This is a genomic window from Nocardia sp. NPDC057272 (assembly GCF_042668615.1).
Taxonomy (GTDB): domain Bacteria; phylum Actinomycetota; class Actinomycetes; order Mycobacteriales; family Mycobacteriaceae; genus Nocardia.
Map to the genome: position 1 here is coordinate 151,748 of NZ_JBHUYK010000001.1, position 22,610 is coordinate 174,357.

18 protein-coding genes and 1 pseudogene are annotated in these 22,610 nt (G+C 68.7%); 9 read left to right on the forward strand and 10 right to left on the reverse strand.

Annotation, left to right across the window (positions count from 1 at the left end; genetic code table 11):
- Position 1 precedes the first annotated feature (1 nt).
- From glp to ACFULV_RS00630, 3 genes are read left to right on the forward strand one after another with little or no spacing between them, the layout of a single operon-like run.
- Positions 2-1,207 carry a gephyrin-like molybdotransferase Glp gene (gene glp, locus ACFULV_RS00620; RefSeq protein WP_378633147.1) on the forward strand — a complete coding sequence of 402 codons (1,206 nt, stop codon included), beginning with the start codon at positions 2-4 and terminating at the stop codon, positions 1,205-1,207.
- Positions 1,204-2,286 (forward strand): bifunctional molybdenum cofactor biosynthesis protein MoaC/MoaB, encoded by a 1,083-nt coding sequence (gene moaCB / locus ACFULV_RS00625; protein ID WP_378651681.1) that lies wholly within the window; start codon positions 1,204-1,206, stop codon positions 2,284-2,286. The genes glp and moaCB overlap by 4 nt, the downstream gene beginning before the upstream one ends.
- Complete coding sequence (locus ACFULV_RS00630) at positions 2,279-2,710, forward strand: molybdenum cofactor biosynthesis protein MoaE (RefSeq protein WP_378633142.1); 432 nt, start codon at positions 2,279-2,281, stop codon at positions 2,708-2,710. The genes moaCB and ACFULV_RS00630 overlap by 8 nt, the downstream gene beginning before the upstream one ends.
- A gap of 2 nt (positions 2,711-2,712) precedes the next feature.
- On the opposite strand, the gene ACFULV_RS00635 is transcribed toward ACFULV_RS00630, so the two are convergent.
- The 3 genes from ACFULV_RS00635 to ACFULV_RS00645 all read right to left on the reverse strand — a co-directional run bounded on the left by ACFULV_RS00635 (position 2,713) and on the right by ACFULV_RS00645 (position 6,238).
- Entirely contained in the window at positions 2,713-3,744 is a 1,032-nt protein-coding gene (locus ACFULV_RS00635; protein ID WP_378633140.1) for a CobW family GTP-binding protein, read from the reverse strand.
- 129 nt (positions 3,745-3,873) lie between these two features.
- The gene (locus tag ACFULV_RS00640) at positions 3,874-5,514 is read right to left on the reverse strand and encodes an N-acetylmuramoyl-L-alanine amidase (protein WP_378651684.1); all 1,641 of its coding nucleotides are present in this window, start codon (positions 5,512-5,514) and stop codon (positions 3,874-3,876) included.
- 187 nt (positions 5,515-5,701) lie between these two features.
- Positions 5,702-6,238 carry an RNA polymerase sigma factor gene (locus tag ACFULV_RS00645; protein WP_378633135.1) on the reverse strand — a complete coding sequence of 179 codons (537 nt, stop codon included), beginning with the start codon at positions 6,236-6,238 and terminating at the stop codon, positions 5,702-5,704.
- A gap of 242 nt (positions 6,239-6,480) precedes the next feature.
- Between ACFULV_RS00645 and ACFULV_RS00650 the strand changes: the two genes are divergently transcribed.
- A complete protein-coding gene (locus ACFULV_RS00650; protein ID WP_378651687.1) occupies positions 6,481-6,816 on the forward strand; it encodes a hypothetical protein in 336 nt (111 codons plus the stop codon).
- A gap of 9 nt (positions 6,817-6,825) precedes the next feature.
- On the opposite strand, the gene ACFULV_RS00655 is transcribed toward ACFULV_RS00650, so the two are convergent.
- The 3 genes from ACFULV_RS00655 to ACFULV_RS00665 all read right to left on the reverse strand — a co-directional run bounded on the left by ACFULV_RS00655 (position 6,826) and on the right by ACFULV_RS00665 (position 10,161).
- The gene (locus tag ACFULV_RS00655; protein ID WP_378651689.1) at positions 6,826-8,313 is read right to left on the reverse strand and encodes a nitrilase-related carbon-nitrogen hydrolase; all 1,488 of its coding nucleotides are present in this window, start codon (positions 8,311-8,313) and stop codon (positions 6,826-6,828) included.
- Between the two features lie 76 nt (positions 8,314-8,389).
- The gene (locus ACFULV_RS00660; protein WP_378651692.1) at positions 8,390-9,070 is read right to left on the reverse strand and encodes a response regulator; all 681 of its coding nucleotides are present in this window, start codon (positions 9,068-9,070) and stop codon (positions 8,390-8,392) included.
- Positions 9,067-10,161: a sensor histidine kinase gene (locus ACFULV_RS00665; RefSeq protein ID WP_378651695.1), complete on the reverse strand. Its 1,095-nt coding sequence runs from the start codon at positions 10,159-10,161 to the stop codon at positions 9,067-9,069. Before ACFULV_RS00665 ends, ACFULV_RS00660 begins: the two co-directional genes overlap by 4 nt.
- Positions 10,162-10,376: 215 nt before the next feature.
- Here ACFULV_RS00665 and ACFULV_RS00670 point away from each other — a divergent pair, with 215 nt between their 5' ends.
- A complete protein-coding gene (locus ACFULV_RS00670) occupies positions 10,377-11,345 on the forward strand; it encodes a cation diffusion facilitator family transporter (protein WP_378633122.1) in 969 nt (322 codons plus the stop codon).
- A gap of 510 nt (positions 11,346-11,855) precedes the next feature.
- Here ACFULV_RS00670 and ACFULV_RS00675 read toward each other — a convergent pair.
- On the reverse strand, positions 11,856-15,215 hold the full coding sequence (locus ACFULV_RS00675) for a WD40 repeat domain-containing protein (RefSeq protein ID WP_378651698.1): 3,360 nt from the start codon (positions 15,213-15,215) through the stop codon (positions 11,856-11,858).
- 99 nt (positions 15,216-15,314) lie between these two features.
- On the opposite strand from ACFULV_RS00675, the gene ACFULV_RS00680 reads away from it, so the two are divergent.
- The 3 genes from ACFULV_RS00680 (at position 15,315) to ACFULV_RS00690 (ending at position 17,355) form a co-directional block, all read left to right on the forward strand.
- Positions 15,315-15,812 (forward strand): hypothetical protein, encoded by a 498-nt coding sequence (locus tag ACFULV_RS00680; RefSeq protein ID WP_378651701.1) that lies wholly within the window; start codon positions 15,315-15,317, stop codon positions 15,810-15,812.
- Positions 15,813-16,024: 212 nt separating this feature from the next.
- Positions 16,025-16,675, forward strand: a complete 651-nt coding sequence (locus tag ACFULV_RS00685) for a hypothetical protein (protein ID WP_378651703.1) — start codon at positions 16,025-16,027, stop codon at positions 16,673-16,675.
- Positions 16,675-17,355: a hypothetical protein gene (locus tag ACFULV_RS00690; protein WP_378651706.1), complete on the forward strand. Its 681-nt coding sequence runs from the start codon at positions 16,675-16,677 to the stop codon at positions 17,353-17,355. Before ACFULV_RS00685 ends, ACFULV_RS00690 begins: the two co-directional genes overlap by 1 nt.
- A gap of 542 nt (positions 17,356-17,897) precedes the next feature.
- Here the strand turns inward: ACFULV_RS00690 and ACFULV_RS00695 are convergent.
- Positions 17,898-19,259 (reverse strand): lipase family protein, encoded by a 1,362-nt coding sequence (locus ACFULV_RS00695; protein ID WP_378651709.1) that lies wholly within the window; start codon positions 19,257-19,259, stop codon positions 17,898-17,900.
- Positions 19,256-20,404 carry an esterase/lipase family protein gene (locus ACFULV_RS00700; RefSeq protein WP_378633107.1) on the reverse strand — a complete coding sequence of 383 codons (1,149 nt, stop codon included), beginning with the start codon at positions 20,402-20,404 and terminating at the stop codon, positions 19,256-19,258. Before ACFULV_RS00700 ends, ACFULV_RS00695 begins: the two co-directional genes overlap by 4 nt.
- A 192-nt stretch (positions 20,405-20,596) precedes the next feature.
- Here ACFULV_RS00700 and ACFULV_RS00705 point away from each other — a divergent pair, with 192 nt between their 5' ends.
- On the forward strand, positions 20,597-21,871 hold the full coding sequence (locus tag ACFULV_RS00705) for a PucR family transcriptional regulator (protein WP_378651711.1): 1,275 nt from the start codon (positions 20,597-20,599) through the stop codon (positions 21,869-21,871).
- A 43-nt stretch (positions 21,872-21,914) separates the two neighbouring features.
- On the opposite strand, the pseudogene ACFULV_RS00710 reads toward ACFULV_RS00705, so the two are convergent.
- Positions 21,915-22,241 (reverse strand): annotated as a pseudogene (locus ACFULV_RS00710) (transglycosylase family protein); the annotation flags it as partial.
- Positions 22,242-22,610: the final 369 nt, after the last annotated feature.

Below are 22,610 nucleotides of genomic sequence, written 5' to 3' on the forward strand. Positions count from 1 at the left end.
CATGACTCCCCGGCCCGCTACCGCGTCGGCGCGCAGCGTCGACGAGTACCGCGACACCGTCGCCGCGCTGCTGGCCCGCCTCGCCGACCGCCCGGATGAACAGGTGCCGGTACCCGAGGCGCTCGGCCGCACGCTGTCGGCCGATGTGGTGTCGCCGATCGATCTGCCGGTGTTCCGTAACTCGGCGATGGACGGCTACGCGGTGCGGGCGGCCGATGTGGCCGTCACCCCGGTCACGCTGCCGGTGGCCGGCGTGGTGGCGGCGGGTAAGCCGGGCACCGACGCGCTGCCCGCCGGATCCGCGGTGAAGGTGATGACCGGTGCGCCGATGCCCCCCGGCGCCGACTGTGTGGTGCCGGTCGAGGATGTGCAGGCGGTCGAGGGCCGGATCGTGGTCGAACGTGGCCGCGGACGTGGCGAATTCGTGCGCGAAGCCGGTACCGATGTGCGCACCGGCGAGCTCGTCGCGCGGGCAGGCACGGTGCTCGCGCCCCGCCATATCGCCGCACTGGCCGCTGTCGGCCTGCCCACGGTGCCTGCCCTGAGTCGATTACGCGCTGTCTGCATCACTACCGGGGACGAACTCCAGCCCGCGGGCACCGCACTGGCCCCTGGCCAGATCTACAACTCCAACGGCATCGCGCTGGCCGCCGCGTTGCGGGCCGACGGTGTCGAGGTGGTCGAGGTCGCGCACAGCACCGACGACCCCGCGGTGTTCACCTCGGTATTGCACGCCGCGACCGCCGTCGCCGACCTGGTGTTCACCTCCGGTGGCGTGTCCAAGGGTGACTTCGAGGTCGTCAAGGATGTGCTGGGTCCGCTCGGCGGGACCTTCGGCTCGGTCGCGGTGCAGCCGGGCGGACCGCAGGGCTACACAGTGGTCGACGAGGTTCCCGTGCTCAGCTTCCCGGGCAATCCGGTGAGCACGATGGTGTCGTACGCCGTGTTCGCGCGCCCCGCCGTGCGCGCGCTGGCCGGATTGCCGGAGCTCGTGAGCGGCGAGACCACCCTGCTCACACCGCTTCGCTCCCCCGCCGGTCGTCGCCAATACCTGCGCGGCCTGCTGACCGAGGACGGGGTGGAAGTGATCTCGGGCCCCGGCTCACATCTCATCGCGGGGATGGCCTGGGCCGATGTCCTCGTCGACGTTCCCGCCGAGGTCACCTCGCTGGCCGCCGGTGTCGCTGTGCGAATCTTATCGCTATGAGCGAGTTGTCCCACGTCGACCGCGAGGGTCGCGCGCGCATGGTCGACGTCAGCGCGAAAGCCGACACCACCCGGATCGCTGTCGCCGCAGGCGAATTGCAGACGACCGCGGAAGTGGTCGCGTTGGTGCGGGCCGAGGGAATGCCCAAGGCCGATGTGCTGTCCACGGCACGACTGGCCGGAATCGCCGGTGCGAAAAAGACTTCCGAGCTGATCCCGCTGTGCCATCAGCTGGCGTTGTCGTCGGTGAAGGTGGAGTTCGGGTTCACCGAGACCACCATCACAGTCGAGGCGACCGCGAAGACCAAGGGGCCCACCGGGGTCGAGATGGAAGCACTGACCGCTGTCGCCGTGGCCGGGCTGACCCTGCACGACATGGTGAAGGCGGTGGATCCCGCTGCCGTGATGAACGGGGTTCGGCTGGTCACCAAAGAGGGTGGAAAGCACGGGCATTGGGTGCGACCCGAGGGTCGATCCGACACCGGCACACCGGCGCTCGACCGATCGACACAGGCGGACGCGGGTGCCGGCGCCGAGTCCGCGCTGCCGGCGACCACCGAATCCCAGGACGACGCTGCGGCGGAATCGCCTGACGCCCCGACCTTTTCGCGGACCGCGGTCGTGGTTGTCGCGTCTACCGGTACCGCGGCCGGTACCCGCACCGACACCACCGGGCCCGTCCTCGTCGACTGGCTGACGGCGCGAGGTTTTTCGGTGCGTGGGCCACTGGTCTACGCCGATGCCGAGATCGCCGCCGGGCTGGCCGACGCACTCAGCGGGGCGCCGGCACTCGTCGTCACCACCGGTGGCACCGGCGCCTCACCCACCGACGCGACGCCCGAGGCCACCCGCGCCGTGCTCGATCGTGAGCTACCCGGTGTCGCCGATGCCATTCGGCAGCGCGGGACCGCGAAGTTCCCCCTCGCCGCGCTGAGTCGCGGCGTTGCCGGGCTGGCCGGCGGGACCGTTGTCGTGAACCTGCCCGGTTCGCCCGGCGGGGTGAAGGACGGGACGGCGGTGCTGGAACCGCTGTTGGATCATCTGCTCGCGCAAGTAGCCGGAGGCGGCAACCATGAGTGACTTCGGTGCGGTTCGGCTGGCGACCATCAGCGATCAGGACCTCGATCCCCTCGCCGTCGAGAAGGCGGTCGACGGACCGGAATTCGGCGCGGTGGTGGTGTTCACCGGCAAGGTGCGCAACCACGACGGCGGCCAGGCGGTGACGTCGCTGGAGTACTCCGCGCATCCCCAGGCCGAGCGCTTCCTGCACGCGATCTGCGCGGAAGTGGCGCAGGCGAGCGGACTTCCGGTCGCGGCGACGCATCGCATCGGGTCGCTCACGATCGGCGGGCTGGCGATCGTGGTGGCGGTGGCCGCGCCGCATCGGGCCGAGGCGTTCACGGTCTGTGCCGAGCTGGTCGACCGGATCAAGCACGAGGTGCCGATCTGGAAGCGGCAGTTGTTCGCCGACGGGCTTTCCGAATGGGTCAACGCCTGCGGCTGACGCTACTGCGTGGCGTACCGCCACACACCGAGCATCTCCTGCTCGTCCAACGGTGTCTCACCGTCGAAGACTGTGTCGTGCAAGCGTTTCAACGCCGCGACCGTATCCAGTCCGGCACCGATCAGCACCAGATTCGAGACACGGCGCTCGCCGCGCGCCCAGCTTCCAGGGGTGACGACCACGTGCCGGCCCACCAGGTGCACTTCGAACTTGCGGCGCTCACCTGCCACCGCGAACGCGACACATCCCTTGGCACGGAACAGCCCTGACGGCGGATCTTCCAGAAAGGCCACCAGCGCACGCGGATTCAACGCGCGCTCGCTCGTGAACGCTACCGAGACGTAGTCGTCGTGAAGGTGGCGATGGTCGGGGTCGTCGTGATCATGGTCGTCGAGCAGCGTGTCGAAGCTCAGTTGCTCGGCTGTTTTCGGCTGCTCGGGTGCCCGATCGTCGAACAGCAGGCCTGGGTCGATGCGGCCGTGCGTCGTCGCGTAGACCGGCACCTGCCCCACCCAGTCGGTCAGCTGTGCGCGCAAACCGGCCAGCGCCTCGGCCCCGACTCGATCGGCCTTGTTCACCAGCACCAGATCCGCCATCCGCAGATGCGTCACCAGCTCGGGATGTCGCGTGCTGGTGGCGGCGAACTGCTCGGCATCGACCACTTCGACCAGGCCACCGTAGGCGATGCGCGGGTTGGGGTTGGCGATCACCATCCGGATCAGGTTGCGCGGCTCGGCCAGTCCGCTGGCCTCGACCACGATCACATCCACCGCGCTGCGCGGTTGCGCCAGCTGCGCGAACAGATCGTCGAGTTCGGACACGTCCACCGCGCAGCACACACACCCGTTGCCGAGCGACACCATCGCGTCGACCTGCCCCGCCACCAGCATCGCGTCGATGTTCACCGCCCCGAAATCGTTGACCACCACCCCGATCCGGGTCCCCCGATTGTTGCGCAACAGGTAATTGAGCAGGGTCGTCTTCCCCGAACCGAGAAACCCAGCAACGATCACGACAGGAATCACCGCACCCATGCTGCCACCACGTCACCGCGGCGAAGGCGACCGGTCCACCACGCCCGGACTCCCTCCGTCCGCCCCCAAGCGGCACACCGCCCACCCCTGCGATCAGAGGTGGGCGGGTCGACGTGCGGCGAACCGTTGTCAGGACGGGCTGAAAACCATGCCTACCAGGGTGTACGCGAGATTGATCAGCTGGCCGGGGATGGTCGACTCGTCCATGCCGAGCGCTTGAGCCAGCGGCATGAGCAGCGTCATGACGGTGGTGATCGGACCGCCGAGCGTGCTCAGATCGAGCTCGGATTCGTTGGGCGTCGCCTGGGATTTCGGGCTGGTGCCGCGGTTCTTCGGGGTGGTGGTGGACGGTGCGGCGGGAGCCTCGGGTGACGCGGTGCGGGCCGGGGCGCCGGGAGACGCGGTGCGGACGGGGGCTACCGGAACCGGATTCGCGATCGGGACCCGCTCGGGGATCGGAGCGGCAGTAGCAGGCGCGTTGGCGTCGGCGGGAGCCTGGTCCTCCGACGGTGCCGTCCGATCACCCGAGCCACTGGGAGGCGCGGACGAATCGGTCGGTGCCCGGTCGGGCGCGGGAGCCTGGGCGGGTGCGGGTGCGGGTGCCGGCGCGGGAGCGTGGGCGGGCGCTTTCGCTCCCGGCGTCGCAGTCGTCGAAGCGGGCGACTGGGCCGGTGCGGGTGCCGTCGTGCCGGACTCCGGCACCGACGCGGTGGTCCCGCTGGGCTTCGTCGACGGCTGTGCGGGTTCGGCCAGATCGGTGGTGGGCGCCGGCCCGCCGTTCGTACCCTCGGAGGGAGTTCCGGCGCCGTTGGGATCCTCGGCCGGGGCGGAAGCTCCGTTCTGGCTCCCCGCCGGTCCGGGCGCGGGTGCGTCGGTGTTGGGCGAGGGGGCCTCGGTCGGGTCGGCGGCGGGTGCGCGTTCGGGTTCCTGAGCGGTCGTCGCGACCGGTATCCGACCCGGCGCGGCGGCGTAGGCGGGAATCGGCTTGTTCAGCAGGAACCCGACGACGCCGGTCGCGATGGCGACCGCGTGCTCGAGCTGGCCTTCGCGCGATTCCAGGCGGGCGGCGTCGTCGACATTGGCGCCGTTGCCCATCTCGACGAACACCAGCGGCACCTGCGTCAGCGCCGGGCCCGCCACATCCTCGCGGGTCTGCAGGCCCGCCTTGACGCCCGCGTAGTTCGCGGGTGAGAAGCCGGCCGCAAGGTAAGCGTCGCGGACCGCGCTCGACACGAGTCGCCCACCACCGGATTGCGCCTTGTCGGCGATCGAGTCGGGAATGGGCAGCTGGGGCACGATCATGTGGAAGCCGTGCTGGTCGGGGCCCGCACTGTCGGCGTGAATGCTCACCGCCACGTCGGCGCCGGACTGGTTGGCGGCGCGCGCGCGATCGTCGACGCAGCCGCCCCACCCGGTGTCGTCGGCGCGGCTCAGCACCACATCGGCACCCAGTGCCTCCAGAGATGCGCGCACGAGCTGGGCGACATCCCAGTTGATGGTGTGCTCGGGGATGCCGTTGAGCGAGGTCATGCCGGTGGTCTGGCAGTCCTTGGTACCACCGCGACCGTTGTCGACCTGGCGGCTCAGGTCCTCGGAATGCGCCGTCCCCTGGTGACCGGGGTCGAGGAAGATCGTCTTACCGGCGAGCTGCTCGCTGGTCGCTGGTTCAGGGGCGGCGTGGGCGGTCACGGGGACCAATCCCGACAGCGACACCACCACCGCGGCGGAGACGGTAGAGCAGATTCCGGCCTTGATGATGTTTGGTTGCATGTTCGGTCGGTGCTCCGGGACCGGAGCACCCCTCCCTTCCCATTGGTAACACCTGGTAACACCAAACCCAGTGGTTCACTCTTGCAACGTTGACAACCACAGGGCAAGCACAGTTACCGAAATGTAACTGGATAGGAGTATCAAAAGACGCTGGTCGGATGCCCAGCTGAGCCGTCAGCGGGCCAGTTCAGGCAACTTCTGGCAATTGGCGCAGCGACCGCAGCGCGTAGTGAACCCGGGTCTTCACGGTCCCGATCGGAACACCGAAATCGGCGGCGACTTCCCGGTATCCGCGGTCGTGCAAGATCACCTCGGTCACGGCTGCCCGCTGCGGTTCCGGGAGCCGAGCGAGGAGTTGATCGACCAGTAACCCGTCGACCAGACCGTCGGCGAAATCCGGTTTGCCGCAGACCGACACCTCGGTGATGTCGTCCCAGCCCACATCGCCGGGGCGGACGGCTCTGGCCCGCACGATGTCGATGATGACGTTGTGTTCGATCGCCAGCAGCCAGGTCCGCACGCTGCCCTTGCGACCGTCGAAGTCGTGACACGAACGCCAGCCACGCAGCAAGGTCTCCTGCACCGCGTGCTCGGCCAGGCCGGCGTCGCCGAGGCTGCGCATGGCCCGCCAGTGCAGCAGACCGCGATCGGTGGCCAGCACCTCGGCCAGCCCGTCCCTGGTACACAGGCGCGCGCAGTGCGCACCGCAGGTGTTGTCCGTCATATGGGGTTATCGCGGTGGACCGCGCCGATGACAACGCCGCGCGTTAAGCGGCTCTTCAGGATCCTGCTGGGGCCGTACCGGAAGGTAGTTCTTGCGAGCCCGGCCGGGCCTGCTCCAGGAGGGGGGAGCAGGGACGCCGGGCTCGTTCGTTTCCGGACCCGATCATCGCGGGTTCGCGCATTCGAGCGAAGTCCAGCACGATCGGACCGGGGCGACGACAATCGCCCGCGAGGAGCGAACAAGTGGACATCCATGCATATCCGACCGACGCGCAGACGCCGGTCGACCGGGCCGAGGCCACCCGCGTGGCGGCCGAACACCTACCAGTCGACCTGCCGGGTCACGATCGGCAGATCGTCGAATTCGCGGACGGCTTCGCGGTTTTCGCGGTTGAGCCGTTGCACGCGCCACCGGATCGGCCGATCCCGATCGGCGGCTCGGTCTACGTGATCGACAAGGTGACCGGGGCGGTGTCGTTCTGGCCGACCTATCCGACCGGCGTGATCGCCGCGCACTACGCGCTGCTCCTGGCGGCGGGACAGTTGGTCGTCGCCGATTCCTGGCCCGATCAGGACTGATCGAGTAGTTCACGACGTCTCCTCGGTCGAGTGGCTACGGCGACGCATGGCGGCGAGTCCGCAGGCCACAGCCAGCGCGATCGCGAGTGCGCCGAACCAGTCGCCCCAGCGGACGTAGGGAGTGCGATCGCCGGCGGTGCGGATGTCGGCCAGCACCGTGTGGGTTTCGGTGATGCCGGTGCGGACCGAGGCTCGAACGGCGCCCTGTGCGTCGGTGGCGGTCAGCTCGCCGAGCTGGGCGGGGCGGGCGATGGCGATGCCCGATTCGACAGCCCGTACCGCCGCCATCCGGCTGTGTAACCAGTGATCGACACTGAAATCCAGCGCAGGCGCGAGCAGGAGCGTCGCGCCGTCGGCGCGGTTCTGGCGAACGAGGGCCGGGTGGTCGAGGTCGGCGCAGATCGCGAGCGCCCACGAGCGGCCGGGGATCTGGACCGGGGTCGCACCGCGTTGTAGGCCGGACTCGAGCCCGGGGACGAGATAGCGCTTGGCGTAGATGGTTTCGCCCGGATAGGCGATGGCGGCGTTGACGGTGCCGCCCGGTTGCTCGAGTTCCAGGCCGACGACCACGTGGATGCCACGGCGAGCGGCTACGGCGGTGAGCGGGTCGCGCAACAGGAAGAGTTCGGATCGTCGTGCATGCCATGCTTTCTCGGAGAACACGATGACCTCGGCGCCCTGATCGGCGAGTTCGTCGACGGCGGTAACCGCCTCGGCGATCATCCGCGCACCGTCGGGCGACGCGACAGGAACATACATCGGTGGCTGTGCGAGAGCCACCAGCCCTACCCGTGTCACCGGACCGCCGCTCGCCGCCGCGGAACACCACAGACCTGTGCCGACGGCGAAGGTTACGACCGCGGCCGTCACGCCCGCTGTCCTCAGCAGGCGTGGCGCTCGGATGCCGGGTGCCGTCATCGTGCCAACGGCACTGGGCACCGCGAGCACGAGGAAGCTGATCCCCCACACCCCTGTCAGCGAAGCGACACGCACGATCGGATCGACCCCGGCCTGGGAGTAGCCGATGCTCCACCACGCGCCGATCCCGCCGACCAGACCGAACAGGAACTCGGCGGCGGTCCATGCGGCGGGTAGCGCGAGCACAGCCAACCCGACCCTGTTCTGCGTCAACAGCTTTCGGAAGAGTGCCACACCGGCCCCGAAGGTGAGTGCGCTGCCGACCAAGAGGGCGACGGCGGTCGCCTCGGGTTGCTCCAGGGTGTCGGTGAAATAGGACCAGTATTCGGCGTTGCCGCCGAGCCAGGACAGCACCGCCGCCGCGTACACCGCCCGAGCTGAGCGCCGTGGGGCCAGCCACAGCACCGGGATCGGGGCGAGGAGGGCAACTCCGGGGACCGGCTGCAGACCGGTGCCGATACTCCACAACACCGCCGAGCTCACCGTGGCAGCCGACCAAGCCGTCAGCTCCCGACCGGACATTCGTCGGCCGGTTCGCCCGGAGAACTCTTCGCGCACAGCCTCTTCAGTAGATGTCACGCGACAATCGTCACGGTGGAGCGGGTCCCCGCACATCGCCCGTGCGAGCGGACTCGTCTCCCTCTCGCGAGTGAGCTCATCGCACACCACCCGGCAATTGATTGTCCCCCGGCGCCACCATTCCGGATTCGTAGGCGAAGACCACCGCCTGCGCCCGATCGCGCAGCCCCAGCTTCGAAAGAACGGAGCTGACATGAGTTTTCACGGTGTGTTCGGTGACAACCAGCCGCGCCGCGAGTTCCGTGTTCGATCGGCCGGCGGCGAGTTCACGCAAGATGTCGCGTTCCCGCGGGGTCAGCACGGCCAGCTGCGCGGACGCTTCCGGGTGGGCACGCGCGCGTCCGGCGACCTCGGCGATCAGCCGCCGCGTCACCGAGGGAGCCAGCAGTGCGTCGCCGGCGGCGACAACCCTGACGCCACCGATCAATTCGGCCCTGCGTGCGTCTTTGAGCAGGAACCCGCTCGCACCCGCCCGCAAGGCGGCATAGACGTACTCGTCGACATCGAACATGGTGAGCACCAGTACTTTTGCCGCGGTTTCCGCGCAGATCCGCGCGGTGGCCGCCACCCCATCCAGCCGGGGCATCCGCACGTCCATCACCACCACATCGGGGACGAGCCGCCGGGCCGCCGTCACCGCTTCCACACCGTCGGAGGCCTCCCCCACCACCTCGATGTCGGGTTCGGATTCCAGGATGAGGCGGAACCCGGCACGGAACAATTCCTGGTCGTCGACAACGAGCACCCGCACCGTCAACTCCTCTGTGCCAGTGGCAGATCGGCCGACACCACGAACCCGGCACGCGTCGGCTCCGCCCGCAGCAAGCCGCCGCACGCCTGTACCCGTTCGGCCATCCCGACCAAACCGAAGCCCGTCGGGCCCGCGCCCGCCCGCGCATGTTCCACGGCGGTGCCGTCGTCGGCGATCCGCACCCCGAGCCGACCCGATGACCAGCTCAGCGCCACCTCGACCCGCGTCGCCTTCGCGTGCTTGCCCGTATTGGTCAGCGCCTCCTGCACGATCCGGTACGCGGCGGCATCGGCTTGCGGTGAGATCGGCAGGCGGGTTCCGTGCTCGGTGAAACGCGCGGTCAGACCCCCGTGTTCGGCGAGGGCGACGAGATCGGCGATAGCCGCCACCCCGGGTTGATGCGGCGGATCGTCCTCGCGGAGCACACCGATGCTGTGGCGTAGTTCCCGCAGGGCATCACGTCCACCGTCGGCGATCGCCGCGAAGGCCGCGTCGGCATCCGCCCGATCCAGCAGCGGACCGGTTTCGGCGCGCACGATCATCGCGCCGACGGTGTGGGCCAGCCCGTCGTGCATGTCCCGGGCGATCCGCAACCGCTCGCGGACCACCGCGGCCTCGCGTTCGTCGTCGAGACGTCGTGTCCGTTCGGCGAGCGCGTCGATCTGTGCCTGCTTCGCACGCACGCCCGACCCGAGCGCCCATGCCGTCATGAACGACATCGCGGCGTAGGCGTACGAATCAGCGGGCTCGCGTGGCACCAGCAGCGATACCAGAATTCCCACCGCGACCAGTACGAAGGTCAGCCGGCGCTGCCGCGCGGAACAGTACGCCGCGATCGTGTACACACAGACGACCGTGCCGAACGGCAGCACCGGCAACGCGTGCACACAGCCGAGCGCCGTGATCGCCGGGCCGACCACGCACAGCACACCCACCGGCGCCCGACGCCGCCACAGCACCGGCGCCGATGCGAGGACCGACAGCCCGACAACCCACCACGACGCACCGACGACGAGCGCGGGCACGACGCTCGCGACCGTTACGACGGCGGCGATCAGTGCGTCCAGCGGCGACGGATGTTCCCGAGGTACTCCCACGACGTCCCAGTCTGTCCGCAAACAGTCCACCGCACCTCACTCTCGAGAGTGATTCGATGGGCAGCACCGCGACCGTACGCTCAGGCATAGGGTGGAATTCGACGCGGCAACATCCGATGACCAGCGACGATCGCGCTCGACCAAGAACGAATTGCATACATAACGATGTGTGCATATGATTGCGACCGATCGGACCGCAGGAGAAGGGGAACGCGATGGGCGCAGGGCACGGGCACGACCACGGGGTATCGGCCGACAGCGATCGACGCTGGCTGGCCGGCGCGCTGGCGGTGATCGTCACCTTCCTGATCGGCGAAGTGATCGTCGGCATCATCGCCGATTCGCTGGCGCTGCTCTCCGACGCGGCACACATGACCACCGACGCCGCCTCGATCGCGCTGGCGCTGTGGGCGATCCGGCTCGCGGCGCGACCGGCGACCGGGCGGATGACATTCGGCTGGAAGCGGGCCGAGATCCTGTCGGCCCAGGCCAACGGGCTGACGCTGCTGCTGCTGGCACTGTGGCTCGGCTACGAGGCGATTCGCCGGCTGTTCGAGCCGCCGGAGGTACACGGCTGGCTGGTGCTGATCACCGCGCTGGTCGGCGTCGCTGTGAACGTGCTCGCGACTTGGATGATCAGCCGCGCCGATCGCACCAGTCTCAATGTCGAGGGCGCCTACCAGCACATCCTCAACGACCTGTTCGCGTTCATCGCCACCGCCGTCGCCGGCCTGATCATCATCCTCACCGGCTGGGTCCAGGCAGACGTCGTCGCGACGCTGATCGTGGTGGCGCTGATGATCAAGGCCGGCATCGGGCTGATCAAGGCGTCGAGCCGGATCTTCCTCGAGGCCGCGCCCGAACATCTCGACCCGGCGCAGATCGGTCGCGACATGGCCGCGCGCGACGGCGTCACCGAAGTCCACGACCTGCACATCTGGGAAATCACCTCCGGCTCCCCCGCGCTGTCGGCCCACGTTCTCGTCCAGCCCGGCCACGATTGCCATGCGGTCCGCGAGGACATCGCGCACATGCTCGACCACGACCACCACATCGAGCACGTCACCCTGCAGGTCGACCACGCCAGCCCGAAACTGCTCGACATCGGCAACCGTGACTCCCACCCGTGCGCCGACTCGCACGGTCCCAAGCACGTGTCCCAACAGGCGCCCCACACCCACTGACGAGGGAAGGCCCCACACCCGTCGGGTGCGAGGCCTTCTCGTCGGTCACGCGCTAGCGAGGACCAGGTCGTTTCATCGACCTATGGGGCTGATTCAGCCGCCGAAGGAACCGGTCCACAGGGTGTCGACCAGCCCGTGCAGTGCGGCGCCGAGGGTGTCGAAGAGGCCGCCCAGGGCAGCGCTACCGGTGTCGATGATAACGGGGATCATAGTAATTCCTCTGTTTCTCGCATAGGCCCAGCCGGAGCTGGCTTACGAATGGCATATCGACACTCAAACGCGACGGGTTACGGATTTTCCGATTTAGTGACACTGGTAACAGTACGGCCACAACACCGCCCCCACCTGGCATTTTCGCGCGATACCCACTGTTCCTTAATTAATTCTGAGAACTCTATGAGATTCGTATTGCGACATCCGATAAGGCCGCATTTCCATTGCCCCAAGAAATAGGGGCACCGCTACACAGCGTCACACACAAATGCGAATACTCCGGCCAGGGGGTATCGGTCAGCGTGCCGGGCAGGTGTTCACATAGGCGTGGCCGGGGAGGGCGCCCGCCCATTCCTCGCGGGTGATCGGGGTGGTGCCGCTGGCGCAGATCCGATCGGCTTCTGCGGCGGCGTCGGTGCGCCATTGACGCAGGGTGCCGTCGACCGCGGACTCGGTGAGGACAGCGCCGCCGGCGGCGAAGGCCAGCATGGTGGGTTGCCGGTGGCGCAGCCCCCGGGCGATGGTGGCGTAGGCGGTGGGGTGCGCTGGGTCGGAGTAGTCCCAGAGCAGGATGGTGCCGCTGACGATGTCGTCGATGGCGAGCAAGGTTCCGTCCGGATCGAACGCCACCGAACCCGCCGAGCCGTTGGCGCCCACGGGGGCTGCAAGGGCACGCGGCGGGGTACCCGGCGTGCCGAGCTGGTAGACGAAGGCGCCGGTGAGAGTGCCTACCGCGAGTGTGTCGCGCGAACTCAGGGCCAGCGCGATGGTCTGTCCCGGGGTTCGCAGATCGGACAGTTCGGCGATCGGCTGCGCGGTGGAGGTGGTCGAGAAGACGCTGACATTGCCGGTGCGGTGGCTGCCCACGGCGAGCAGGCCGCCGTCCGGGCTGAACGCGAGGGAGGTCGGGTAGCCGCGGCCGAATCGGATACTCGACCGCAGCCGGGGCTCGCCGGCGACATCGAAGAGATCGACGGTCTGGGTCATGCTGCGGCCGATGGCCAAGGAACCGTCGGGGCTGAACGTGATGGCGCGGATGTCGACGCCTGCCGCGCTGAGCGGCGCGCCGACACGACGCGGAGTCACCGGGTCGGTGATGTCCCATACCTGGATCGCGGATTCGGTTCTGGTGACCGCCCTGGCCGCGTTCGGGGCGATCGCGACGACGTCGATCAGGCCGGCGGGGTCGCCGTCGAGCAGCGCTCGATCGGTGGCGTAGGGAGTTCTGGCCAGACTTCGCAGGTGGGGGAACAGGTCCTGCGGGAGGGCAGGCTGGTCGAGCGGAAACCGGAACAGCGTCAGCGAGCTGGTCGACACGACCGGGCCCGGCAGTTCGAACACATGCACGGCATGATCGAAACTCGTTGTCACCAGCGACCTTCCACCGCGCAGGAAGCGCGCCCGCGCGACCATGTCGATCGGGAGCGTGACCAGCTCCTCGCCGGTGTCCAGATCGCGAATGCGCGCCCGGGTGTCGCCGCCGACGATCACGGCGGATCGACCGTCCCCGGTCGGTGATACGTCGAGGTATTCGTTGGCGCCCCGCGGCACGGCAGGCATCGGGTCGAAGCCGTCCGCGCCTACTCGCCAGCGCGCGACCTCGCCCGGATTGAGGCCGACGGCCAGCACGGTGCCGTCGCCGTTGAACTCGACCGACCTCGCCTCCGCGCCGCCGGGCCGTTCGAGGCGGCGGTCGAACACCGGTGTCTGCTCGCGGTCGAGGGTCTCGATGTTCCAGGCGCGCACCGTGGTGGTCCAGATTCCGCCGAACAACGACGGCACCGCCGCGACGAGCGTGCGATCGCTCAGGGCGACCTCCGCACGCTGCCCCGAACCGGACATCGTCGGCAGGGCGACCGGGTGCGCCGGATCGTCGCCGAGGCGCCAGCTCACAACAGTCGCGCTGTGGGTGCCGATGGCGACGAACCCGAGGTCGGGACTGAGCGCTGCCGACGAAGGCAACCGGCCGCCGAGCGGCAGCTCGGTCACCAGGCGCGGTGCACCGGGGTCGGCGATGTTCCACAACGCCGACCGCATATCGCCCGCGACCACCAACCACTCGTGACCGGCGCTCATCGCGAGACCGCGGATGTGCCCGCTCCCGGTGGCGAACCGTGGCCACCGATCGATGCCGGACTCGCTCACCCGCACCAATTCCACAGAGCCGTCACCTTCGCCGATCGCGATCACGTCGCCCTGCGCGGTGGTCGCGATGCGTGGTGCGTCGGGATCGAAGACCACCCCGCGACCGAGCACGACGCCGGGACTGATCCGGATCGGCGCATTCGTGGCGGTGTTCTCCAGCAGCGCGGACCTCGCCTCCTCGGTCGGAGCGGTGCGATAGGCGGCGAGGGCGATCTGCTGGGACAGCGCGGGATTGAGATTGCCGCCCCCTCGGGCGACACCGGCGAACAGGCGCGAATTCGATTCCGCGCGAGCGGCCGCGTTCCCGATGCGCAGCTGGACCACATTGGTCACCGACACCACCGCCAGCAACACGGCCAGCCCGGCCGCGACAGAAACGATCCACAGCGCGAGGTTGGCCCGTGTGCGGGTCCGGGCGATCGCTTCGGTCACCGTGCGGGCGGCCGAGATCCGGTCGGCGTAATTCTGTGGCGCCTCGTCGGCGGCTTCCCGCAATGCCTCCGACGCGACCACCACGCGCAGCGACGAGCGTTGCGCGGCAGTCAGTTTGCCCGCATAGCCACCGACTGCCGTCAGATTCGACCCGGACAGGCCCGCGGTGACCGCGCACTCGGGGTCGAGTCGACGGGGCCGCAGCTTTCGCAGCAGGGCGTGCCGCGGTGCGAGATCGTCCAGGGCGACCGCGAACGCCGCGCCCATCGACGCGCCGTTGATGTCGTTGGCCGGGGCGCTGCCGTGCGTCGAGACCGACCATCGCACGCACGCGTCGGTGCCGGCCAATCTGCTGATGCGCCATGCTTTTTCGAGGCTGTCGGTGAAGGCACGATCGGCCTGCAGGAAACCCATCCGCGCCGGGTCGGGGTGCAGGCCGCTCGGTCCGCCCCGGACCTGGTCGAGGCGCAGCACGCCCACCTCGCCACCACCGCCGAAGCTGGCGAACAGCACGCTGATCCGGCTGCTGCGCACGACCGGGAGGGTATGCCCGGACAACTCCAGCGCGGCCATGATGGCGTACCCGCGCGCCGCGCGAGCGCCCTGTCCGAGGAGATGGCGCACGATCTCGCCGAGCGGAGCGTTCGCGCTGGTGATCGGAATGCCCGCGGGCAGCAATTGGGTACCCACCGAGGTCAGACCGGCGCGTTCGGCGTGATCGAGAAAGGCCGCACACGCGTCGTCGGTGTCGATCGAACCGGTCAATGCCCGCGCCAGCACCGCCATCGCGCGTGCGGCGGACAGATCCGCGGTGATCCGACGGTCCTGCGCGTCGGGATCTTCGGCTTCTTCCTCGAGCAGATCGTCCGCGGCGAGATCCTTCCAGCGAGCCAGCGACTGCCTCGCCAGCACGCCCGTCTCCCGCCGGTGTTCCAGCAATCGGCGGGCGGCATCCGGCCCGGCCGCAACGGCAGCACGGCACAGCGCAAGCCAGCGTTGCGACGCGCCGGTCAGCTCGATCAGCACCGCGTCATCGGACAACAGCGCATCCGTCGGCTGATCGGTCGATTCGCCTGCCATGTCTCCCCCATCTCCCTCCGGGCAGCACCGGCGACCCTGCCGGGAATGCCCCGATACGATGGAATTCCAGCACACCACCGATCGACCCAGGGGACCACGTTGTCGAGACGACACATCGCCGGACGCACCCTGACCGCCGCGGCCCTGCTCGTCACGATCCCGGTATCGGCGAGCTGTGTCGACGACACGGACACCGGCGCGAAGCCGACAGCCGTGGTCGCGCAAGAGATTTCCGCACCGCCGCCGCTGCCCGGCGCCGACGAGGTCGGGCAACTGATGCGACGGCTGCTCGACACCACCGTGTCCAACGCCGAGAAGCTCGAGCTGATCCAGGGCATCGGGAGCGACCCCGAGCTGCCGAACCGGGTGGCCGACGCGCCCCGCCAGGGCGGCGCCACCATCGCGCTCACCATCACGGGTACCCGCGCCGCACCCCCCGGCATGATCGCCGACGGCACCGCTTCCATCAACAACAGCCCGCCGCAGCCGCTCATCGTGAACTTCGTCGTCGAGGACGGGAAGTGGAAGGTCGAAAAGGCCTGGTACTGCCAGATCGCGTTCTCGTTCATGGTCGCCTCCCCGGCGTGCCCGACCTGATCCGTGGACACCGTCGATGCCGACTGAGCGAACCGCCGCGGGCCGCAACCGCATCTGTGTAGGAGCCGATCGACCCGACAGGAGGCTCCGCGATGCGACATGCTCGACCCCGTACCGCGCGCCACTGTCTGTCCTCGGCCCGGCCTGCGGCGTGGGGAGCGTCGAGAAACCGAGCCGTGGTGGGCGCGCCGTCGGCCGCGTGGGGGTGCCGGGTGAGCACTGAACCCTTGGACGAATGGCTCGGCGCCTGCTGGAGCGAGGTCCCCGAACGCCTGCGCCCGGCGGTGGTCGATCACATCTTCGGCGCCGATCTGGTCACCATGTCGACCTATGCGGCGACCAAAGCACGCTACGTCCTGGATCGGCTCGACCCGGACATGCGCAGCGACTTCGAAGACGTCGCCCAGGACACCATAATCGAACTCACCGCGACGCTGCCCACCGAGCGGATCCGGCACTGGAAAGCGTTGGTGCTCAAGAAGCTCCAGTGGCAGGTACTCCAGGACCGCCGCAGTCGCACCGCCGAGAAACGCCACCCCGGCCAGCGGGTCGACTACGAGTCGGCGGTCCTGGTACTCGAGGATCACCGGTGCGGCGACGCCGAGAACCGGCTCGCCGACCGCGCAGTCCTGCGGGACGCACTGGCCTCGATCACGCACGCGGAGACCGCGGCCGTGCTCCGCGCGACCTTCGTGATCGCCACGGACGGCAGCTATACCGATGTGCAGACCACCGGCGAGGTGGCCGGCGACCTGCGGTTCAGCCAGGAGAAGGTCAAGCGATTACGCGCGGCAGGCGCCAAATTGCTGCGCGAGGCCGTGCGCGCGCAGCTCGACGACCGGGACAACGAGGAGACAGCGTGATGGCGCCGGATCATGACGCGGACCGGTTGAGTCTGCCTGTCGACCTCGACGTGCTGATCGCCTTCGCCGCGGCCGACAGTCCGGACGCCGACGCGGAATCCGCCGCCGCGGGGGCGCGAATCGCCGAGCGACTGTTACGCGCGGGCGCGGTGTCGGGCGGCTCAGCCGCGCTCGGCGACCTCGGTGCGCGCCGGGCTGTGATGACGGTGCCCGGCTGGTCCGTGCAGCCGCTCGCCGCGTCGTCGGACAGCGAGCAGACAGCGACTCGCACGGTGCAGAAGCAGCGCGACCGGGAGTTGGGGATCGAATTCACACGCTCGCCCGCGGGCGCGGAGCAGACGCGAATCTCGGTGCACTCGTTCGGCGCTCGGGCCGCGGCGGGCGACATCGTGCGGGTCTCGGTGCGTCTCGGTGCCGAGCGCACCGAACTGCTCGTCGTCCTCTACGCCGGTGACGACGGCACGCTCACCGGGCAGGCCGTCACCAGGGCGCTCACCATGTCCGAGGATCTCGAGATCTCGCTGTTGCCGGGTGCGGCACTCGACAGCACGCACGTCTCGGCGGTGACCGATGCGGTGCGCTGCTCGCTGACGGCCGGGCGCAACGCCTGGCGGCGGGTGGCCAAGGGCCTACCTGCCGGTGATCCGGTACGGGCGGCGATCGTCGCCGGTTTGAGCTGATCGTCGCGGGTTGTGGTGCAAGGCACGGAACCCGGCTGCCGGAGATGTTCGTCCGGCAACCGGGTTCGGATACGCCCCGGGAGGGCGCGCCGACGGACCGGGTGGAACCCCCCTGCGGCTCCACTCGGCGAGCGGCGGCGCGGCCGTCACTCCCAGGGCAGTAGTACTTCACCGACGTCGGCGCGATGGTGGCGACAACGTCGGTGAAACCCCTCACCGACACTGATGCCGTGCGAGGGGCAAACGGTTCGCGGCGAACCGCCGCCGGGGCATGGCGCATCTATGTTCCGACGGCCGGTGCCGGTGCCGGTGCCGGTAGTGAGGAACACGGAATGACACCTTCGAGGAACGACACGGCGCGGCAGCTCGCCGCGTCGGCCGATCTCGAGGCGGCGCGGCGACAACGAGACAGCGACAGCCGAACACGGCGCGACACCGCGAAGTTCGTCGCGCTCTGGCCGCTGCGTGGCGAGGCTCAGCTCACGGCGGCCGCTCCTGACACGCCACCACAATCGAGCACGCGTCTCACGGAGTACACCGACTCAGCATTCGACCGCGATCGAGGCATCACCGACCACGTGCGGATGTTCGGCATCGCTGTCGCGCAGGCCGGTTCGTTCCGGTGACACCCCACCGATCGGCATACCTGCCAGCATCCGCAGCGCCAGCCGCACGAACGCGAAGTGCGTACGCAGAGCCCGCGGTGAGCGGGCGACGGAGGCAACCGTGCACGTGCCGGTCGGTGCGGGAATTCCAGCGAATCTGTCGGTGAGCCAATCGAGAATCGCCGGGACGATGAGGAATTCGAGTGGCAGGTGCGAACCGCGGCGCACGCGCAGGTAGCGCACCGTCGCCCCGGCCTGCTCGTACCGGCGCACGTGGGCGTCGATATCGGCGACGGCGATCACCTCGTCGTTCACCCCCTGGACGATGAGCAGCGGTGCGGCGGGTGCGCGAGTGCCGGGTTCGATGTCGGCGAGAATGCGGCGCAGGACGGGCTCGGCGAGCAACTCCCCCATGCCGCCGCGCAGATGCCGAGTCACATCGCGACGGGCGAACCGCAGCAGCAGCGCGAAGGTGCTGCGCTCCTCGGCCTCACCGAGCAGACCGCGATATCGCGCGTCGAAGTGATCGCTCAGCACCGGATCGAGTTCGGGATAGGCCTGCCGCAATCCCGCGACGAACGCCGCCGGGAACCCGGCGAACCATCCGCCGTTGAGACGAACGAACGCGGCGGCCGGGTCACCCACCGGTGATCCCGCCGCCGCGCCGACGATGTTCAGCTCCGGCGCGTACTCGGCGGCCAGTTCGGCGGCCCACGCCGTCGCCAACCCACCACCCGAATAGCCCCACAGGGCAACCGCCGTGGTGGGCGTCAGTACCATCGGGGCGAAGTCGAGCGCGGCCCGAATCCCGTCCAGCGCACGGTATCCGGGTTCACGTGCCGCTCCGAACCGGCCACCCGCCCCTTCGTGATCGGGTACCGATACCGCCCAGCCCTGCTCCAGGGCCATCGCGATGATCGGCAGCTCGAGCGGCGCGATCGAACCGATCGTCCACGCGCCGCTCCGCAACGCGTACGACGGAAAGCACTGCGGGGCAACCGCATCGATCGCGCACTGGAACGACACCAGCGGCCGGGGACGCGCGGCGGCGTCCCACGGCAGCAGCACCGTCGTCACCGACACTTCCGGCGCACCGTCGAGATCGCAGGTGCGGTACAGCAATTGCCAGGCCGTGATCCGCTGCCGGATCACCCCGAACAACGCGACCTCCACCGGCCGCGACCGCACCACCGTCCCCGGCGCGAGCACGTCGAAACCGGATGGCGCGTCGTAGAACGGGTCGTCGGGCGGGAGCAGCGGCGCGGCCTGCCGGGTCGGCGCCGGGGCGTCGACGGTCATAGGCTGCCGCCGCCACCGAAGAACCAGGGGTTGAACGTGCAGGTCAAGGTGGGACTGCCTTCCGGGTCGAGGGCACGCAGCGCGATCGAGGCGGCGCGCGGGGAATACATCATGGTCAGGTGGTCGGAGACGTCCTGCTCACAGCCGTTCTGCAGGGCGATGTTGTCGACGGTCGCGTCCGGTCCGGCCCGCAGGAAGGTGAGGTCGAGGGGATTCATCACCTCGTCGTAGCGGGAACCGACCACGGTGTAGGCGACGCCGGGCACGGTGTCGCCGGTGGCGTTGAGGGTGGTGTAGAACGACGAGCCGATGGCCTGTTCGACATTGGCAGCGCCGATGATCGGCCGGTAGAAGCCCAGGATGTCGATGCCGGCGTTGTTGATCATGCGGCCGAGGGTGGCGATCCCGAGCAGCGAGGTGCCGTGGTGGGTGGCGCCGAAACTGACGAGCTTGCCGACCTTGCCCTGGCCGCCCTCGAACTTCAGGTAGTGATTCGCGATGGTGCCGCCCTGGGAATGGCCGACGATGTCGACCTGGTCGGACCCGGTCGCCGCGCGTACTCGTTCGATGAAGGCGGCGACCTGACGGGAAGAATCGGCCATCGGGCCGACCCCGTAGCGCCCCGGCAGCACGGCGCCGAGTCCACCGGCCTCCAGCAGCCCGGATTTGCCGAAGTTCAAGGCGAACACGCAGTACCCGGCCTCGGCGAGGCGGGGCGAGAGATAGGAGAAGGTGTCGTAGGCGTTGAGCCAGGTGCCGTGCAGCAGCACCACCGGGCGCGGGTGCTGCGCCGAGGGCTTGCAATCCCAGCGGTTGGCGCCGGGCGGCGCGGCGTCGGGGTGGAGCAGGCCGTAGGCGAAGGCGGGCAGGTAGGCCGACATCTCGGGGCCCTCACCGACAGCGTCGGAGGCGCGGCTGCCCGACGAACCCGAACTGCTGCCCGAGGCGCTGCCGGTGTCGGCGATGGCGGTGGGGGTGCGGCCGTCGGCGGCGGCCACCGTGCCCGCGTTCATGTATTCGGCTAGCGAGGCGATCGTCGGTTCCAGCGTGGGGGCCGCGCCGGCCGGGCCCGCGGCCACGGTCAGCGCCGCGGCGATGCCGATTCCGCACAGTGCGCGGCGAAGGGAATGCGTCGTTGCAATCATGGTTTCACTTCCGTAGATCCGCGTCGACGAACAGGTAGCTCGGACGCGCTCTGCGAATCTATGACCCAGGACACAGTGATGTCACTGCACCGGGCAACGAGAAACTCTGGACCGGATTGGCGCGGGAACCAAGTTCTGTACGTTTTCGATCGGATGGTCCACTACCGGGCTGTCGTCGGACACAATCGAGTCATGCTCGCCGAACACCCCGTTTCCGAACTCCCCGCTCTGCCCGCGCTGACCGCCCGCCTGCTGACGCGGTGGCCACAGATCTCCGAACGCATGCTCGCCGCTGGTCTCGGCGCCAACGCGCCCGCCGAACTGCCCGACGGACACTTCACCGCGGAAGTGCTACCGACCATCTACGCGTGCGGGCGGGCCGTGCTCGAGGCGATCGGCGCCGACCGCGAGTTCACCTACGCCGAGGTCGCGGCCTTCGTCGCCCCGGTCGCCGAGCGTCACGCCGAGGACCGGCTGCCGTTGCTGATGCTGATCGGCGCGATCCACGGCTCGGCGCAGTCGGTGTTCGCGGAGGCGTTGTCGCTGGCTCTGCCCACCGAGACCGCGGAGATGGCGCGGGTGGGCAACCGCCTGCTCGACCTGCTGCGCCATATCAACATGACGGTCGTGGAGACCTACACCGAGGTCGAGCAGTCGATCTATCACGCCGAACGCGAGGCGCGCCGGGAGCTGTGTTCGGCACTGGTTCGCGGCCTGCCCGCCGAGGAGCTCGCGGCCCGCGCCGACACGATCCTCGCCGACCAGTACACGGTGCTGGCGGTCCATCTGAGCGAGCCGCCGCGCGTGGGCACCGCGGCCAACCTGGTGACCAGGCGACGGATCCGCGTGTTGCAGCGCGCTTTGGACGAACTCACCGGCACCACCACCCCGGCCACCTTCGACGGCGCTCACGGGATCGCGTTGCTGAGTCACAGTTCCGAAACCGACATCCTCGACACGGCGAAGTTCGACGAACTCGCCGACCGACTGCGGGCCCAGTTCGGGGTACCGGTGTATCTGGCCGAATTCTCCGGCGTCAGTCGTGACGCCATTCCGGCCGCGGCGAAGGACGCGACCGAACTGACCGAACTTGCGCGACTACGCGGCAAGCCCGGCGGCTGCTATCGGCTCGACGATCTACTGCTCGAATATCAGCTCACCCGGCCCGGCCCGGCCCGAGAACGCCTGGCGCAGCGGGTGATTCCGCTCCTGAGCAGCCCGCACCTGATCGATGCGCTGGAAGCGCATCTCGTGCACGGCGCCGACCGCAAAACTGCGTCACGACTTATTCACGTGCACCCGAATACTTTTACCTATCGCCTGCGCAGGATCGCCGAACTCACCGGTCTCGACCCGGCCGATCCGAAAGATTCGCGTATGCTCGCCGCGTCACTCACGGTGTATCGACTCGATTCCCTCGAGAACGAAAAAACCCGCTATTCGACGTGTGCATCGAATAGCGGGTAATTCGTTTCCCGACAAGGAAAGTCTTACTTGTCAGCGCTCTTTACAGGTAGGCGCTGCACACGGGCCAGGCGCCGGGACCCTGCGCGGCCAGCACGTTCTCGGCCACGCGGATCTGCTCTTCACGGCTGGCGTTGTCGGCGGTGCCCGCGCCACCGTAGGCTTCCCAGGTGCTCTGCGAGAACTGCAGGCCGCCGTAGTAGCCGTTACCGGTGTTGATGTTCCAGTTGCCTGTGCTCTCGCACTGCGCCACGGCGTCCCAGTTGTTCGCCGAGGCGGTTGCGGTGGTCAGACCGGCCGGAACGGCGATCATCGCGCCGGCAACAGCGGCAAGACCAAGGGCACGGGTGGTGAACTTGCGATTCAAAGACATAAAGTATTTCCTGCCTGCGCCCACCGACTCGGTGATGGAAACTACCGCGTCCCTGCCCCTCAGTCATGTCGGGGATCCTCGAATCACGGGGCAGGCTTTCTGGCGTTCTGCGATTCGATTCGGCTCGGGTTGTTGTTCAAGCCGTGATCGAATGTAGCCGGTTTGCGACCTGAGATCACGTACCGATCACGACGCCATTTGTAGCGAGCATTGTCCAAACGAACACTGTTCACCCCTGGTCGACCGTAATAAATCCGTAATCACACCACTGTCGTTATAGCGCCGTAATGTGACGGGGCTCATGCGGAACAAGAGACCCCAGTCACGTTTCTTTCCCGGCAATTCGGGCAAGCGGCCCACGCCGGGCCG

Coding starts and splice junctions, on each gene's coding strand:
- glp (WP_378633147.1), top strand. CDS start 2: ATGACTCCCCGGCCCGCTACCGCGTCGGCGCGCAGCGTCGACGAGTAC.
- moaCB (WP_378651681.1), top strand. CDS start 1,204: ATGAGCGAGTTGTCCCACGTCGACCGCGAGGGTCGCGCGCGCATGGTC.
- ACFULV_RS00630 (WP_378633142.1), top strand. CDS start 2,279: ATGAGTGACTTCGGTGCGGTTCGGCTGGCGACCATCAGCGATCAGGAC.
- ACFULV_RS00635 (WP_378633140.1), bottom strand. CDS start 3,744: ATGGGTGCGGTGATTCCTGTCGTGATCGTTGCTGGGTTTCTCGGTTCG.
- ACFULV_RS00640 (WP_378651684.1), bottom strand. CDS start 5,514: ATGCAACCAAACATCATCAAGGCCGGAATCTGCTCTACCGTCTCCGCC.
- ACFULV_RS00645 (WP_378633135.1), bottom strand. CDS start 6,238: ATGACGGACAACACCTGCGGTGCGCACTGCGCGCGCCTGTGTACCAGG.
- ACFULV_RS00670 (WP_378633122.1), top strand. CDS start 10,377: ATGGGCGCAGGGCACGGGCACGACCACGGGGTATCGGCCGACAGCGAT.
- ACFULV_RS00675 (WP_378651698.1), bottom strand. CDS start 15,215: ATGGCAGGCGAATCGACCGATCAGCCGACGGATGCGCTGTTGTCCGAT.
- ACFULV_RS00690 (WP_378651706.1), top strand. CDS start 16,675: ATGGCGCCGGATCATGACGCGGACCGGTTGAGTCTGCCTGTCGACCTC.
- ACFULV_RS00695 (WP_378651709.1), bottom strand. CDS start 19,259: ATGACCGTCGACGCCCCGGCGCCGACCCGGCAGGCCGCGCCGCTGCTC.
- ACFULV_RS00700 (WP_378633107.1), bottom strand. CDS start 20,404: ATGATTGCAACGACGCATTCCCTTCGCCGCGCACTGTGCGGAATCGGC.
- ACFULV_RS00705 (WP_378651711.1), top strand. CDS start 20,597: ATGCTCGCCGAACACCCCGTTTCCGAACTCCCCGCTCTGCCCGCGCTG.